The organism is Leptospira gomenensis (assembly GCF_004770155.1).
GTDB classification, from domain to species: domain Bacteria; phylum Spirochaetota; class Leptospiria; order Leptospirales; family Leptospiraceae; genus Leptospira; species Leptospira gomenensis.
In genome coordinates, this window is sequence record NZ_RQFA01000022.1 from 1 (window position 1) to 15,628 (window position 15,628).

Sequence of the window (15,628 nt, forward strand, 5' to 3'; positions counted from 1 at the left end):
AGAGGACGAGCGGGAATCCGCGAGCCCGGAGTCACGCGACTCGGAGCCGCCGGAATATTCCAAAAAATGAATGTAGTTTGGCCGACCACCGGCGGCTCCGAGACACGCCCCGAACCCCCTAAATGTGATCGCTTCTTCCGGACAAACCTTACAAACCTTTCCGTCGAAACGGTCAGGGGCGACGTTCTGACGAAGCAACGGAAGGACAGAAAGTCGCATTAGCAAAAAAATATTTATTACGAACTTGAGCTCGCGCGAGAATATCGTCGGGCAGCATAGGATTCAGTCGATTTTGAGCGCGCTCGCTTCCGGATCGTTGCCCCGCCCTATTGCGATCGAATACGGTGTTTGTTCCTCCGAATTCACTTTGGCTTTATCCGCACCTTTCCGAAGCAACAACTGAATGATTTCGATACTCCCCGACCGACTTGCAGCCACATGAAGAGGTGTGATCTGTCCCGGGTTTTGAACGGAATTCGCATCCGCACCTCTTTCCAACAACAACGATACGATCTCCTTCTTTCCGGTCGCGATCGCGGAATGCAACGCGGTATTCCCGTATGACAATTTGCTTTTGGACGTCAGTGCAAGATCCGCCCCCGATCGAATCAAAAACTCGGTGATTTCAAAATGTCCGAAGTACGAGGCCAAATGTAACGCGGTCCATCCGTCCTTGGAATACGAATTGATCGTCTCCGGAAATTCTTCGATCACCCGTTTTGTTTCATCCCAATCTCCGAGTGCGACCGCCTCGAACAGATTTTTATTCGGACTCATCCGAAAGATCTCCTTCGAGAGATCCAGCTTTCCGTAATATAAGGAAAATAATACCGGAGTAATTCCTTCCTCCGTAGTAGCTTGAAACAAGTCAGGATCCCGCTTCAAAAGACCGATTACTTTGGAGTTGAGTCCGCCCGCTATCGCTTGAAAGATTTCCTGCATATTCCACCCGCGCTTTTTGTGAGGAGGATTAGATACTTCTTTTCGGAAAAATCAAGAGATTTAGAAAGATTTCATCATTTCAATTCGATAATATCGTAAGGCTGCAGATCGACCGAAATCGGAGTCGGCGTAATTAATAAATTTTCGCGTTCCGTATCGAACATCGTAATTCCCGCTCTTCGAAATTCCGTATTCGCAACGTACAAAATGCGATCCGAAGCGAGCAAAATGCTCGAAAGACTTGCGTCGTAACTCGAAGGAATACTCAACAACGATGAAATTTTTTCTCCGGTGTTCGGATTAAACGTCTGTAAGGTTTTGTTGAATCCCGCGTCCAGAACCGAAGCGTATCCCATCGTCTCCGATTTTATCTGAACCCCGACGATATCTCCTCCCGCAGTAGCCTCGGAATACAAAAATCCCGGACGAAACGTTCTTGTGGAAAGCCGAAATGCGACCACACCTCCGTCGATCTGACTTTGAAATCCCATTCTTGCTGGCGCGGCGAATACGAGATGCGGCTCTCCGAAAAGATCGAGCAACTGCGGTTTGTTCACTGGATTGGAGGAAGGAAAGGTATAAACACCTACGACCGTATCCGTTAGAATATGAATTTCCAAAAGCAGCGAATCGGTGTTTGGCGGAAAATATCCCGAAGGGTCGTTGCGATCCAAACGTTGCAAACAAATAAAAAGTGATTCGCCTACGATCTTCATTCCGTTCATTTCGGGAATGCCGTCAGGAGCGCCTCCCAAAGAAAACGTTTCGGAATATCCACCCAAATCGATCGAACCTAATACGGAAAGATACGTAGGATCCACGATCAACAATCGATTGGATCCGTACAAGGTCACGTATGCCTTGGAAGGCCCGGCAAATTCCATATCCACCGGATTGACTTTGGAACCGAGGGACAGCTCCCCGATCGTAAGAAATCCGTAATTCGGCTCCAATACCTGAATGCTGTCGCGATTGAGACGATTGAGAACGAAAACCCTTCCGTTTCCAAAACGGGCCACCGCGTCAGAATGGATAGGCGTCAATCCGGGATACGCGTACAAAAGGGAAGGGTTGAGAACCTTGAATCTTCCCCCTCCTCCAAAATCCGTAGTTACCACCCCTATGTTTCCTGGAAGATTCTGCGTAAGCAAAAGACTCGTAAAGGAGGGCTTTTCTATATCACGACAGAATACATTCAAAAAAATTAATATAATTAAAATTTGGATTCTGCGTCCCATGTTAAAACCTCATACTCAAAGTCGCATACCAACTTCTTCCGGGAAGAGGATAGCCGATCAGATCGGACACGCGTTTGTCCGTAAAATTTTTCATCTCCAGAGTAAACAGAATCTCACGCGCCGGCGCGGACTCTTTCGTTTTCCCGGACGGATCGACGACCGTTTCCCCCGGCTCCGAATACAAAACCCACGTGAAAAAATAATTCCAGATCTGACGCGCCGGCACGTAATTCACAAATTCATTCGTCCTGTCACGAAACACGGCGCCGATGTATAGAAGTTCCACACCCGTTTCCAAACGTTTCCCCTTCCAGGAAAACGTACCCGAAAATTCGTGTTTAGGTCTGAGCGGAAGAACTTTACCGTTGAGATAAGGCGACGAAGAAACGTTAATCGCATCCTGATACGTATAATTCAGAAGGAATTTAAAACCTAATTTCCAATCTTGACGATGCGAAAATTCAATTCCTCTAATATTCGCAGCGTCCACGTTTTCCGGTCTCAAAGTAAATTGGGAATTGGGAAGGAAGAGGATCATATCCTTGACGTCCTTTGAAAAATAGGAAACGCTCGTTTTCGTCCTCAAAAAGGAATGATCGGACTTAAAGACCAAACCTGCGTCTCCGTTGGCGCTTTTCTCCGGTTTCAAATCCGGATTCGAAACGATCTGACCGGCTTCTCCGAACATTTCCAAAAAAGAGGGAATCCTATATTGCCTCGAAACGTTTGCCTGAAACTGAAGATTCCAATTCTCCCGCTCGAACCATTTCCATACGAAGCCGAATTTCGGATTGGTGAAGGAATTTTTTTTCCTATCGCCGCTCCAAGGATCCTCTTTACGAAACCAAGGTTCCACCGAAGGGAAACGATCCCTGTATTCGTCCCAGGTGACGGAGGGAATAAGGAGAATCTTCGCGTCGAACAGACGGATCTCATCCTCCAGACGAAACGAAGAATACGTCCTTTCCTTAAGAGGCTCGGCCCGCGCAAAATAATTCGAAGACGTTAGACGCTCTCTCTCGAACGTTTCTTTTTCGAAGGAAGCGAACATTCGAATAATCTGATAATAATCCGTGAGATAAAAGGTAGGATTCAACTGAAGACCGGTCTGTCGTATCTCCGCTTTGGAGTTCGGAGCGCCTTTGGAGAATTCGGAAAGAGGATCGAAAAGATCGTCTTTGGCGGCGGAATAAAAGGCCCTCGTTTCGAGACGTAGCCGATCGACGAACAACTCCTTCGTATCGGTCGAAAAGGAACCCGTATAACGGTCGTATCTACGGTGAACACGTTCAGTCTGGTCGGAACCCTGCCCGGGCAAACCGTGGATCCTGTGATTGAAGTCGTTTAACAATTTGAGTTCGGTTTTACCGAGCACGTATCTGACCGTTCCAAAAAGCGAAGAACGTTCGAAGGCGGCGTTTTTTCTCCGATCGATAGTGTCGTCTAACGTGTTTAAAACGACCGTTCCATGATCGTTCTTAAACGAAAAATTCTGATCCGATTTTTCTCCCAAGGCCAAAAAACTCGTCCCGAAACCTTTGTAGTTCCCCGTGTGAGAGGCACTCACCTTACCGGTGTTAAACGAACCTCCGCCCAAATTGATCCGTGTCCTCGGCTTGTCCGATTCCTTACGGGTTACAAGATTGACGGAACCTCCGATGGCCGAACCGGAAAATCCTATCGGATTTCCGGAACGATACACTTCCACGCTTTCCAAACTATCGAAGGGAAGATCGGCCAGATTGACTTCTCCTCCCTGGGAGTTGTTGATCGGAATTCCGTCCAAATAAATCCGGGACTGATTGGGATTGGTTCCGCGGATAGAAAGCGTCGAATACGAACCCAAACCTCCGAAGGAGCGCACTCGAAGCCCCGCCTCGCGTTCCAAAACCTCGGGCAATGACGTATAACGTGCCGAGGTTTCGTCCAGTTTGATCGACGATTGGAAACCGCTCGGATTAGAGCGGAAATTCTGCGGATCACGGTCGGAGGTTTTCCCTAAAACCCTTACGGTTTCGGCTCGTTGCGGGGAACCCGAAGTGGAATTACCGTTTTGTTGGGAAAGGAGAATTCCCGGAAACAACAAAATAAATACGGAATATTCTAATTTTTGAATGTATTTTAAAGGATTCATTTTCCGTCCGAAACGAAGGGACGGGAAAGAAAAATCGGAAAAGCAAAAACGGCCGTCGGTCGATCGCGAAATCCGGTTTTCCAAACCCGACCTTAGATCCCGAAAGCCAATCGGTTCGTCGGAACGCGTCGGGTCTTCTGGCTTTCGCCGGTTTCGCGCCTTCCCGTAAAAACAGTGGCATTTGCGAAACCGTAACGGCGATTACAGCTGCGGGTTCAGCTCCGGACTTGAACCGGATTCCCACCTCGTCTCCGAGGTTCAACAAGTTCCTTCACCAGCATTTCGAACCTCGTTTTTACGAGCAAGAGAATTCCGTCGCAAAGAAGGAAAGGAAACCGAAGAAACGTTCCCCAACTCGGCTCGAAGAATTTAGAAGCAGAAAATCCATCCCTTTCTTCCAACCGTTAACGCAACGGTTCACTGTCATAACACCGTTTAACCATTGCCCCGGACAACTTGTATTCCAACGCGCCGTTTTTATAATAATAAAGACCTGTGTGGGACATGTATTCCTCGACGACGTCCTTTTCCAAATCCTTTAAAACGACTGTGAAAAGCGTTTTCCCTTGAAACGTTTTTGTCCCGGAAGAAGTAACGATGGTATTTACGATCTGATCTCCTTCCCGTAGCTCGTGCCTCAAAAACGGATAGAATTGATCCGAAGATTGGTCTTTGATTAAAAAAAAACGTTGATATACCCAGGGCTCGCTCGAAGGCGTATTCACTTTTAAAATTTGTTTATACGTGGTAGTCTTTTTATAGCTGTCGGTGATCTTTATGTCATAAAAGTCCGCTCCGTCCATGAATCTTTGTTCATGAAATCCCTCCGGGAATTTTTCGAATGCAATAACCTCGTGCGTTTTTTTCAACACCTCCATCCGTAAAATCCCCGTCTTCTTACCTTCGTAAAAGATATCGTATTGCCAAGTATTTTCGACTTCCAACGGAAAAAGACATTCCACCTTAGAACTTTGAAGATACGAATCGTTCGCCGGCTGCGGATAAATCAATAATACAAACGAAAAATACATTAGTAAAACATAAATTACTTTCATTGATTACTCCAAAATCGTCCTACGTTCTTTTTGATTCATTTCCTTGTCCTTTGTTCTTTTCGGAAATACGATCCTCTTTCCCGAAAGATTGTCGAATTCGGTAACACTAAATTCAGGAAGAGCGGGTTTCGAAGTCAACGTAACCTGATCGTTTACCAAACCCATTTCTTTCGCCAATTCCGCCATTTCTTTTTTGAGCTTGAGAGGATCCGTCTCGGTTCCTGAAATCCAGTGCGCCTGATTGTTACTCGTTACAAGTTCCTGAATCCGTTTTTCATTCGGCGCGATCTCGATCTTATAGACGGTCCTTTGTGTTTTGGAATGGTCTTTGACTTCGAAAGAAAAGTTTCTTTGTGCAAACGGAGGCAGATTCGAAAAGGATCGTTTTTCGATCAGAACGTATTTTTGATCGTTTAACTTGTAGACGGAAAGTGTATAAGGAACGGATTCATAACCCATATTGCGAGCCGTACCGGAAATTTTTTTCCCATTTAAGGAAAGATCAGAACTGAAAACCGCAAGATCCGTTCCCCGATATTGCACTCCTGTAGTTTTGAGCGAAGCGTCTTCTTGCGGATTTTCCCGGAAGAAATTCTCGACCTCTTTTAACTTGTTATCCCTGGATAGTTTCAACTTTTCCAGAAGATTTCGTATCGCCTCTTTTTTGATTTCGTTGGGCTCTTCGGAAATTTTCTTTTCCTCTTCCCGTATCTTCTCGGAAATACCGCTTATGTTCGAATCCAATTTTTTTTTGGGGTTAACGACCGGAATTTGAATGGAGGAATAAAAGAGCAGGAGCGTATTTTCCGCGTTCACTTGATAATGAGCTTCGGGTAGGTGTTTGGTGATAAGAGTAACCCGATTTTCCGAATAACCGTAAAATTGATTGTCGTTTAACAAATGAAGCGGAATTTTTCTCAACCTGGATCCCGTAGGAACGATTCCTTTTTCCTGGGCGAAAGATTTGCCGTTCAACTGAACCTCCAATTCGTGCGGTCGAACGTTTGCCCCGTCGTTAAACGGAAGATAGGAACTGACCAAATAGGCGTCTACGATATTCGTTTCATACCATCGACTATCCTTTTTGAAATAGGCCCGATTCAAGGTTCGATTCTCGTTGTCTCTTTCCCTAAAATAATCGATTTCACCGTCCTCGTCGTAATCGTCTCCGACCATCAACGTGGATCCGTTTTCGATAAGAATCCATTGGTCCGGTTTACCGTTCCCGTTCGTATCGGAAGATTCCCCTTTGGAAATCAACCAGGAAAATTTCGAGGTGAATCCTAAATCCGAAGTTTCCCTTTTTTCAAAGTAAGGAATCGAATAATCCATACTGATAACGGGTCGATTGGTGCAATACCAATCCTTTTGACGCAGACGGACGATCGGATCCAGACTTACCATTTCCACCGAACCGGGCGCGTGCGCTTGAAAAACGAACGGGATCGCCTTTTCAATGTTAGACGATGAAAATAAAAAGGAGTCTCGAATCTCGCCGTCGATCGCGCCGGTAGCATATAAGGAAACGTCTATAAAACCTCCCTTCGGAAAAAAGTAATGATTCACCGAAGGTTCCAATCGTAACGTTTTGGAATTTTTTAGGGACATCGAAAAATTGGCCAAGTCCTCCCCGTTGTTTTTGATACGATACGAGTGAGTCAAAGGAGTTTTTTCCAATATGTCTACGGAAATGTCCAGGTTCGGTTTCAAAACCTCAACGAGACCTTGAATCGTAGAAAGAACGTTTCCTTGTTCGTCGAAAACGGAATTTTCCAGATTATAAAAACCGGGAGGACTATCCTGTGCGAAAAAACGGATGGGCAAGGACAGTTTCTTTTTTGCCGGAAGGGTCAGAAACGAATCACCCCCTGCTCCGGTGATTCCTACCAACAGATTGCGATCGGCCTTCGAACTAACTTTGATCGAAACGGAATTTTCTCCGCGATTTTCTAAATAAATTCTTTCTACTACGTTGTAGGAAGGAGCTATCTTGAATTTCAAAGTTTGTCCTTTCGGAACCGAAAAAAAGACCGACTTCTTAGGTTGAACTCCAGGATGAGAATGCGAGGATTCGGAGGTGGAACCGGATCGGGAAGAGTCTTCCGCGTAATCTAAAATACCGTTTTCCAAATACATATAACCGCTTTCGGAACGTAATACCGAAAACGAAACGATCGTGAAGAGCGTTAGGGAGACCAAAAATACGTTTTTATTCATCGTCGATTTCCTTGAATTCTTCTTTGGATCAGACTTCTCAATTGATGGATTCTCGGGTTTACGCCTTCCGAACGTATCGTTTCGGCTTGATTCAAATCCATCTCCGCGCTAGTCAATTGATTCAATTGAAAATGTGCATAGGCCCTATATACGTAAAGATCGGCGTAATTCGGATTCAAACCTATCCCTCGGTCGTAGTGGGACAACGCCTCCGTAAATTTCTTCTGCTGATACAACGTATATCCCAAGAATAATTCCGCGTAAAAGAGATGGTCTTTGTTCGTTACGGTTTCCCTAAGAATCGATTCCGAATTAGAATATTCTTTTTTTTTAATTAACATAATCGAATAGTTTATTTTCGGCAAGCTATCGTCTGGATTTCGAGACGAAAGATCCATCGCCTTTTTATAATGAATCTCCGCCGAAGTATGGTCTTTGTCGTACGTATAAGCGAGAGCGAGATTGGAATGGTGTTTGCTCGAGTCGTCGCAGAAAATCGCATTCTTAAAGGCAGCGATCGCCCGTTTAAAATCTTGCATCCCCATATACGCGACTCCCAATCGATTGCAAAAAACCGCGGAATTCGTCCCTTCCATTTGGGAAACCAGTTCTTTGGTTTCGGGATTTCCGCAGGTTTTCTCGCAGAGATTCCGATTCGCGGAAACTACTTCTTCGAATCGATTCGAATCCAAAAGCCGTAGCGATGACTCTTTCGGATCTTGGGCCCGAAGATACGCGGAATGTAAAAACAAACCGATCAAAACGGTTCGAATAAACAAACCCGATTCGAATTTTCGGCACAACCCAGAGAGTTTCGATTCGTAGAATTTCATGACAGAAAATAGACCTTTGGAAATAAATTTTTTCGAGAATACGACGCGAAAACGGAACACCTCGCTTCGTTAGAAAACGGATCGGTTTTAATTCTTTTTACTTAACAGGATGGATCTTATTTTTTGCCAAAACAAAACGTTTCTAAAAACGGATTCGGCGAAATTCGAGCCTCGTACCGAGGAGATGGAATATCGTTCTATAATTGCGGATTGTCGGCGGAAAAAGTTCCGTTGCGAAAGTACGGAACAACATTGAGTTCAAACGAGGTCGCGAGCCTTTCGGAAAAAAATCGCAAGCGACGACGGAACTGTTGCGAACGTCGCTAACGTGTCGTTGCGGACGCCTTTTACTTCAAGGTAAAATCGTACCGTCTTCCGCGATCTTCGGTCCCTTGCCCGGAAAGTCCTCTTTGGTCAACTTTCTCATCAGATCGATGGTCTTTTTATCGGGATCGTATTCCGGGATCGATGCGGAATCTAGTTGAAGAGGGATGATTTTTCCTTTGACGAACTTTCCTTCCGAATCCACTTCCGCCTCCAACACGAGAGAATAACCGACAATCCCGCGGGAAGACAAAGCGCGATATCCCATAAAGTTACCGAGAGAATACGCGATCAATCTTCCCTTATACAATTCCATCGCGCGGACCAAGTGGGGTCCGTGTCCGATCACGAGATCGGCTCCCGCGTCGATCAAGGAATGACTGAACTCGACTAAGTTACCTCTGTATTCTCCGTAAAAACGTTCCATCTGATTTTTGACGTGAAGAGCCGGACCTCCTTCCGCACCGCCGTGAAAGGAGATAAAAACGAGCTGCGCCTTACGTTTGGCTTCTTTGACCAGAGCGACACCTTCCTCGATTTCGTTTACGTTGTTATGCGACTTCAAATGGGAAAATCCGATCCAGGCGATGGATACGTTTTTCACGTTCATATACGTGATCATTCCCTTCTTGCCCGTATAACGGATTCCTACGTCGGAAAGATTTTTTTGTGTGTCGTCGAAACCCTGTTGATGAAAATCCAAGGAATGATTGTTCGCGATGCTTAGTATGTCGAATCCGACTTCCTTAAGAACCTTCGCATACGCGGGCGGTGTGCGGAACGCGAAAATCATTCTCCGCGAAGTGTCCTTGGAAGTATTCGGGTAATTGGTGAGAGTGCTTTCGAAATTGCCGAAGAGCATATCGGCCCCTTTGAGATACCGCTCCACCTTTCCGAATAAAAACGATCTCGGGTCTTGAATGGAAAGAGGCTCGGGAAAATTCGTCCCCGGCACCATGTCTCCGACCGCCTTGATCGTAACGGTCGTCTTTTCTTCCGATCCGAGGGGAAGAATGAAAAAAAATAATAGGAAAACGGAAAGAATGGAATACAAAGCCCTTAGTTTCATGTATTTTCATCAGTTTCGAGGAGAAGGAACGAGTAAAGCAGAATTTCTGTCAAAGGATTCCGCACCGCGACCGATACGTTTATAAAATGGAAAGTGTTTCCTGTAATACCTGCGGATCCTCCGACTTTCGATCCTTATTTTCCAAATCCAATCATAGAAAAGAAACATTTCATATTGTCGAATGCAAAGAATGCGGTTTGGTTCAAGTAAACCCGCAACCCTCTCCGGAGGAAGTAGCGTCCTATTATTCCGAGGAATATTTTCTCAAACGAAGCGATCGTGGTTACGACAATTATTTTTCCGATTCGGTGAAAAACGAGATCGCCCGCGTTTTCGGGCTCAACCTAAAGGATTTGGGTTTCGAGGTTTGGGAAAATTCGCTTCCCGAATCGAAACGTTGTTTGGACGTGGGATGTGCCGCGGGCTATTTCGTGGATTATATGCGGCGACGCGGTTGGGATTCCTACGGAATCGATATCGCGGAATCTCCCGTCCGGTTCGCACGGGAAAAGCTGGGTCTTCAGGTCGAACAAGGGGACTTCCTACGTTGGAAAAGCGGGAACGGACAAAAATACGATCTCGTCACCCTATGGGCTTCAATCGAACACCTCCATAAACCTCGGGAAACATTAGAAAAAATTCATACACATCTCAAACCGGGCGGAAGAATCGTTCTTTCCACTTGTCGTTGGGGAATTTTGGCGAAACTCCAAGGAACATCCTGGAGGTATCTCAACGTCCCCGAACACCTTTACTATTATTCTCTTTCCGGTCTGATTTCTCTCTGCAAAGAGATAGGTTTTTCGGAAACCGCCCACGTCACCTACGGAAGCGGAATGACGACGAAGAAGGACGCGTCCCTCCTCTACGGATTCGCAAAAAAAATAGCGGACCCTCTCGTCAAAGTTTTGGATCAGGGAGATATGATGGCTCTTTGTTTCGAAAAAACGGAATAATCCGGACGAAACGACATAAACGTAACTCTCCGCTCCTTCGGAAACGCGGATACGAAGGTATTCGCGTATTTCAAGAAATACTAAAATGATTCCGGCGATACGCAACGAGAGATTCGATAATTTCTCGATCGAAGCCCGAGTATACTACAACCAATCGATCTTAAACGTAATTTCAAGTTTTTCTTGCTATTTTGAAGATATTGATATAAAAAAGTCATCCTGATTTTAAATCGGAATCACGCGATTCTCCAGACTCGATTCCCTTCTCAAGGAGCCGAAGAATTCCTTTGAAGAACACGATTGAAAAGAATATACTGATCGGACTTACGGTGATCATCTCCCTAAACGTTTTCGTTTCGGGCGCGATCGTCTACGGCTTGCAACAATCTTCGAAGATGCGTCAGTGGGAATCGCATACCGAAAAAGTCATCGTACTTTCGGAGGAGATCCTCTCCACATTCAGCGAACTTCACGCGGTATTTCGAGCTTATATCCTCTTTAAAGATCCGAAACAATTCGACGTATTCTCCGAGAATAAAAAACTTCTTCTGGAAAAAATCGTCCAACTGAACTCAAGCACCGCAGACAACCCGGAGCAACAACGGAGAATCGCGGAGTTGATCCCGATGATCCGTGGTAAAATCGCTTATTTCGAAACACAGATCGAAGGAAAAAAACTCGGACCGATTTCGAGTTATTCGCATGCGTTTTTTTCTCCGCAAGGAATCGAACTCACCGGTAAAATTCGTTCCCTCATATACGAGATCAAAAACGAGGAGATCCGCCTTTTGGAAATCCGCCAGAAAAGTTTCGAAAACAACATCTGGATCTCGAACCTTTTTATCTTTTCGGGGATCGCACTCAACTTAAGTTTCATAGTAATTCAGTATATTCTAATTTACAAAGAAGTAAAACGAAGACGGAAGGCGGAAGAGGAGGTCGAATTTTCCAATCGGAATCTCAAGGAATATTCGGAACAACTGGAAAGATCCAATAAGGATCTCGAATCTTTTTCCTATTCGGTTTCACACGATCTCAGGGCTCCGATCCGCGGCATTTCCGGATTTTCCAAAATCCTACTGGAGGACTTCGGCGCCCAACTCCCCGAGGAAGGGAGAAGGGTTCTGAACATAATCATTAAAAATTCGAAAACCATGGGACAACTCATAGACGACCTTCTCGAATATTCCCGTTTAGGAAGAAAGGATATGGCGTTTAATTCGGTCGATATGCGTCAAATGGTTCAGAAGGTTTTGGACGAAGTGAAGGACTACTATCCCCATCACAAAGTAAAAACGGTGGTCGGAGATCTTCCTCATACGGAAGGGGATTCCGCGTTGTTAAAACAACTGCTCTTCAATCTGATTTCCAATTCCTATAAGTATTCCAAAGACAAAGAAAATCCGGTGATAGAAATTTCTTCGTATCGGACCGAGGACGGGAGAACCGTCTATTTCGTAAAGGACAACGGCGCGGGTTTCGATATGAGATATCAACACAAGTTATTCAACGTGTTTCAAAGACTTCATCATACGGAACAATTCGAAGGAACGGGAGTGGGTCTTGCCATCGTCAAACGGGTCGTCGAAAAACACAACGGATCCGTTTGGGGCGAAGGAAAACCCGACGAAGGAGCCTGTTTTTATTTCACCCTGGGAGAAAATAAGTAAGATGATCCATTTTCAAAACAGTCCGATATCCATCCTTTATGCGGAGGACAATCCTCAGGATTCGGAACTGACCCTAAGAAGTTTAAAAAAACATAATTTAACCAACCAACTTCAACTCGTTCGCGACGGAGAAGAGGCGTTGGACTATCTTTTCGCCACCGGCCCCTACTCCGAGAGGGATAAAACTCAATTGCCTTCTCTCATTCTCCTCGACCTTAAGATGCCCAAAGTGGACGGGATCGAAGTTTTAAAACGTGTGAGAAAGGAAGAACTGACGAAGTTGATCCCCGTCGTCATTCTGACCTCCTCCGCGGAGGAAAAGGACATAGTGGAAAGTTATAGACTCGGAGTAAACAGCTACGTCGTAAAACCTCTGGAGTTCGACAAGTTCAGCGACGTAGTAAGCGAAATCGGGTTCTACTGGATTTTAATGAATAAAAGCGCCGTATGATGATCCAGAAAAAAGTCTACATTCTTTGTTTAGAGGACAATCCTAACGATTTAGGACTCATGATCAGACAGATCGGAAAAAGTGGATTAGATTTTTCTTATAAACAAATACAGACCAAAGAAGAGCTGATTCAGGAACTAAAAGCGAGCGAACCGGATCTGATTCTTTCCGATTTTTCCATGCCCTCTTTCGACGGAATGGAGGCGCTCGAGATCGCGAAACGTTATGCTCCCATTACTCCATTTTTATTCGTCTCAGGGTGGTTGGGCGAAGAAGCGGCGATAGAAGCGCTCAAACGCGGTGCTACGGATTACATCTCCAAAAACAAGATCTCTAAATTGAATTTTTCGATCGAACGCGCCCTTAGGGAAGCCGAAGAAAGAAATTCGGTGGATGAGATCGAAAAACAGAACGAGACTTTAAAATCCCAACTCATCCAGGCCCAAAAGCTGGAAGCGATCAGCCTTCTGGCGACTGGAGTCGCGCACGAAATCAACAACCCTCTGACCATAATCATCAATTTCGCGCAGCTCATCCTTGCTCAGAGCAAGGACGAGCCGATCCTAAGATACGCGAGTAATATACTGGAGGAAGGGGAAAGAATTTCGAAAATCACGAAAGACCTACTGCGTCTTTCAAGACAGGAGAAGAATATCTTCTCCAAAGTTGACTTTCGAGAGGTGGTCCAACGGACGGTTTCCCTGTGCGAACAGTTATTCAAAAAAGACAATATTCAAATAAACTTAAATATTCCCGAAGATATTCCCGAAATCGAATGTGTTCCTCAACAGATTCAACAGGTGGTCCTGAATCTTCTCAACAACGCGCGGGACGCCCTCAATCAGAGATACCCCAAGTACGACGCAGACAAACTAATTCTCATATCCGCGAAAAAGTTCGAAAAAGAAGACAAACCCTGGATACAGATGTGTGTCGAAGATCGCGGCGTAGGTATTCCCCGGGACGAGGCTATGAAAATTTTCAGCCCTTTCTTTACCACGAAAAAAGTGGATAAGGGAACCGGACTTGGGCTTTCCGTAAGCACCGGCATCGTCAAAGATCACGGAGGCGAGCTATTTTACGAAAGTAAAGAAAACGAATATACGCGTTTCTTCATAAACCTTCCCGTTTTTATGGAGCCTTTTTTCGAAGACCAATCGATACCTGAAAAAAAGAACCTCGCTTAATCCGAACAATCCGTCATTCCGCTCCGATTCCGAGATACGTCCGTATTTTTTCCGAATCGTATTTTTCCCTCGCCGTCTTTTCGGGATATACTTTTGAAAAGACGAACGCGGTAACGAACGAGAGTGGCATGGAAACGATCGCCGGATTTTTGAGAGCGAACAACGCCTCCTTAAATCCGAACACCTCCACCCAAACCGTGGGGCTAAACACGATCAAAACGACCGCAGAAACAGAACCAACAAGAATCGATAAAACCGCTCCGGCCGTACTCAAGTTTCTCCAAAGTATGGAAAGAAATAACGCCGGAAAATTTCCGCTCGCAGCGACGGCAAACGCAAGGCCGACTAAGAACGCTACGTTCTGATGTTTAAAGAGAATCCCGATCAGAATGCTCAAAACTCCGAAAGCGATCGTGGCCTTTTTTGCGATCAGCACCTGCTCTTTCTCGTCCGCTTCTCCGTTCTTGAACACGTTGACGTAAAGATCGTGCGAAATGGTGGAAGCGGCGGCTAACGTAAGTCCCGCGACGACCGCAAGAATTGTGGCGAACGCAACGGCTGCGATGAAACCCATCAGCGCGTTTCCTCCCAGCAATTCGGCGAGAAGTGTCGCGGCCATATTTCCGCCTTGATCCACGGCCGCGATCGAAGTGCGGCCTACTAACGCAGCGGCCGCAAATCCTACGATAGGAATGATCAGATAAAAATATCCGATAAAAGTCGTGGCATAGGCGACCGATTTGCGCGCCTCTTTCGCGTCCGGCACCGTGTAAAATCGCATTAGAATATGAGGAAGTCCTAATAAACCAAGCATCAGCGCCAATCCCAGAGAAACGGAATCGACGGGATTTGCCGTCAGACCTCCCGGTTCCAAGGCCGCGCGTCCGAATTCCTTCTCCACCGCTCCGTATAAATTTTCCGGATCGAATCCGAACCGGGAAAGAGCCAACAAAGCGAGTAACGTGACTCCGAAAAGAAGAAGACATGCTTTGATGATCTGAACCCAGGTGGTGGCGATCATTCCTCCGAAAAGGACGTAAAGGAGCATTACGAAACCGACCAACACGACGGCGCCTTCGTACGGAATTCCGAACATTAGGTTGATCAGTTTTCCGGAACCGACGATCTGTGCGGTAGAATACGTCAAAGTAACGAGAATTCCGCCGATCGAAGCGGAGATACGGATCGGTTTTTGTTTAAGCCGAAACGCGACGACGTCCGCAAACGTGAATTTACCCAAATTACGAAGCGGCTCCGCGATCAAAAACAACAACGCGGGCCAACCCACAAGCCAGCCGACTGCGTAGATCGTTCCGTCGAACCCTTTTAGCGCGACCATTCCCGAAATTCCCAAAAAGGAAGCCGCGGACATAAAATCCCCGGACAGCGCCAAACCGTTTTGAAATCCCGTTATACTTCTTCCCGCCGCGTAGAACTCGCTGGAAGTTTTCGTTTTTTTAGCGGCCCAATACGTGATTAGTAAAGTAAGAATTACGAATATTAGAAAAAATAGGATCGATATGAAATTCGGTTGGCCAAGTTGAGTTGCCAC

General features: G+C 45.8%; 12 protein-coding genes, 1 pseudogene and 1 riboswitch. Of the genes and pseudogenes, 4 read left to right on the top strand and 9 right to left on the bottom strand.

Features of this window, described 5'->3' with window-relative positions:
- The 8 genes and pseudogenes from EHQ17_RS19935 to EHQ17_RS04220 all read right to left on the bottom strand — a co-directional run.
- On the bottom strand, positions 1-219 hold a 219-nt coding region (locus EHQ17_RS19935), incomplete at its 3' end, for a hypothetical protein (protein WP_210414535.1).
- A gap of 63 nt (positions 220-282) precedes the next feature.
- Positions 283-942 carry an ankyrin repeat domain-containing protein gene (locus tag EHQ17_RS04190; RefSeq protein ID WP_135592987.1) on the bottom strand — a complete coding sequence of 220 codons (660 nt, stop codon included), beginning with the start codon at positions 940-942 and terminating at the stop codon, positions 283-285.
- A 74-nt stretch (positions 943-1,016) separates the two neighbouring features.
- Positions 1,017-2,180, bottom strand: a complete 1,164-nt coding sequence (locus tag EHQ17_RS04195; RefSeq protein ID WP_135592985.1) for a YncE family protein — start codon at positions 2,178-2,180, stop codon at positions 1,017-1,019.
- Position 2,181: 1 nt separating this feature from the next.
- Positions 2,182-4,314, bottom strand: coding sequence for a TonB-dependent receptor plug domain-containing protein (locus EHQ17_RS04200; protein WP_135592983.1), 2,133 nt, complete (start codon positions 4,312-4,314; stop codon positions 2,182-2,184).
- Positions 4,315-4,424: 110 nt separating this feature from the next.
- Positions 4,425-4,595: riboswitch (cobalamin riboswitch) on the bottom strand.
- Between the two features lie 123 nt (positions 4,596-4,718).
- Positions 4,719-4,964: pseudogene (locus tag EHQ17_RS20355) on the bottom strand (hypothetical protein); the annotation flags it as partial.
- A 408-nt stretch (positions 4,965-5,372) separates the two neighbouring features.
- Positions 5,373-7,586 carry a hypothetical protein gene (locus tag EHQ17_RS04210; protein ID WP_135592979.1) on the bottom strand — a complete coding sequence of 738 codons (2,214 nt, stop codon included), beginning with the start codon at positions 7,584-7,586 and terminating at the stop codon, positions 5,373-5,375.
- Entirely contained in the window at positions 7,583-8,365 is a 783-nt protein-coding gene (locus EHQ17_RS04215) for a tetratricopeptide repeat protein (RefSeq protein WP_167881224.1), read from the bottom strand. The genes EHQ17_RS04210 and EHQ17_RS04215 overlap by 4 nt, the downstream gene beginning before the upstream one ends.
- 406 nt (positions 8,366-8,771) lie before the next feature.
- On the bottom strand, positions 8,772-9,812 hold the full coding sequence (locus tag EHQ17_RS04220; protein ID WP_135592975.1) for a CapA family protein: 1,041 nt from the start codon (positions 9,810-9,812) through the stop codon (positions 8,772-8,774).
- An 86-nt stretch (positions 9,813-9,898) separates the two neighbouring features.
- Between EHQ17_RS04220 and EHQ17_RS04225 the strand changes: the two genes are divergently transcribed.
- The 4 genes from EHQ17_RS04225 (at position 9,899) to EHQ17_RS04240 (ending at position 14,076) form a co-directional block, all read left to right on the top strand.
- Complete coding sequence (locus EHQ17_RS04225; RefSeq protein ID WP_135592973.1) at positions 9,899-10,768, top strand: class I SAM-dependent methyltransferase; 870 nt, start codon at positions 9,899-9,901, stop codon at positions 10,766-10,768.
- A 287-nt stretch (positions 10,769-11,055) separates the two neighbouring features.
- On the top strand, positions 11,056-12,438 hold the full coding sequence (locus EHQ17_RS04230) for a sensor histidine kinase (RefSeq protein WP_135592971.1): 1,383 nt from the start codon (positions 11,056-11,058) through the stop codon (positions 12,436-12,438).
- 1 nt (position 12,439) lies between these two features.
- Complete coding sequence (locus EHQ17_RS04235; protein ID WP_135592969.1) at positions 12,440-12,889, top strand: response regulator; 450 nt, start codon at positions 12,440-12,442, stop codon at positions 12,887-12,889.
- Positions 12,886-14,076, top strand: a complete 1,191-nt coding sequence (locus EHQ17_RS04240) for a hybrid sensor histidine kinase/response regulator (RefSeq protein WP_135592967.1) — start codon at positions 12,886-12,888, stop codon at positions 14,074-14,076. Before EHQ17_RS04235 ends, EHQ17_RS04240 begins: the two co-directional genes overlap by 4 nt.
- A gap of 13 nt (positions 14,077-14,089) precedes the next feature.
- Here the strand turns inward: EHQ17_RS04240 and EHQ17_RS04245 are convergent, their stop codons facing one another.
- Entirely contained in the window at positions 14,090-15,628 is a 1,539-nt protein-coding gene (locus EHQ17_RS04245) for a sodium:solute symporter family transporter (RefSeq protein ID WP_135592965.1), read from the bottom strand.

What these genes read in the sequence shown, in the direction of transcription:
- EHQ17_RS04190 (WP_135592987.1), bottom strand. Translation starts at nt 942, where the DNA reads ATGCAGGAAATCTTTCAAGCGATAGCGGGCGGACTCAACTCCAAAGTA.
- EHQ17_RS04195 (WP_135592985.1), bottom strand. Translation starts at nt 2,180, where the DNA reads ATGGGACGCAGAATCCAAATTTTAATTATATTAATTTTTTTGAATGTA.
- EHQ17_RS04200 (WP_135592983.1), bottom strand. Translation starts at nt 4,314, where the DNA reads ATGAATCCTTTAAAATACATTCAAAAATTAGAATATTCCGTATTTATT.
- EHQ17_RS04210 (WP_135592979.1), bottom strand. Translation starts at nt 7,586, where the DNA reads ATGAATAAAAACGTATTTTTGGTCTCCCTAACGCTCTTCACGATCGTT.
- EHQ17_RS04220 (WP_135592975.1), bottom strand. Translation starts at nt 9,812, where the DNA reads ATGAAACTAAGGGCTTTGTATTCCATTCTTTCCGTTTTCCTATTATTT.
- EHQ17_RS04225 (WP_135592973.1), top strand. Translation starts at nt 9,899, where the DNA reads ATGGAAAGTGTTTCCTGTAATACCTGCGGATCCTCCGACTTTCGATCC.
- EHQ17_RS04235 (WP_135592969.1), top strand. Translation starts at nt 12,440, where the DNA reads ATGATCCATTTTCAAAACAGTCCGATATCCATCCTTTATGCGGAGGAC.
- EHQ17_RS04240 (WP_135592967.1), top strand. Translation starts at nt 12,886, where the DNA reads ATGATGATCCAGAAAAAAGTCTACATTCTTTGTTTAGAGGACAATCCT.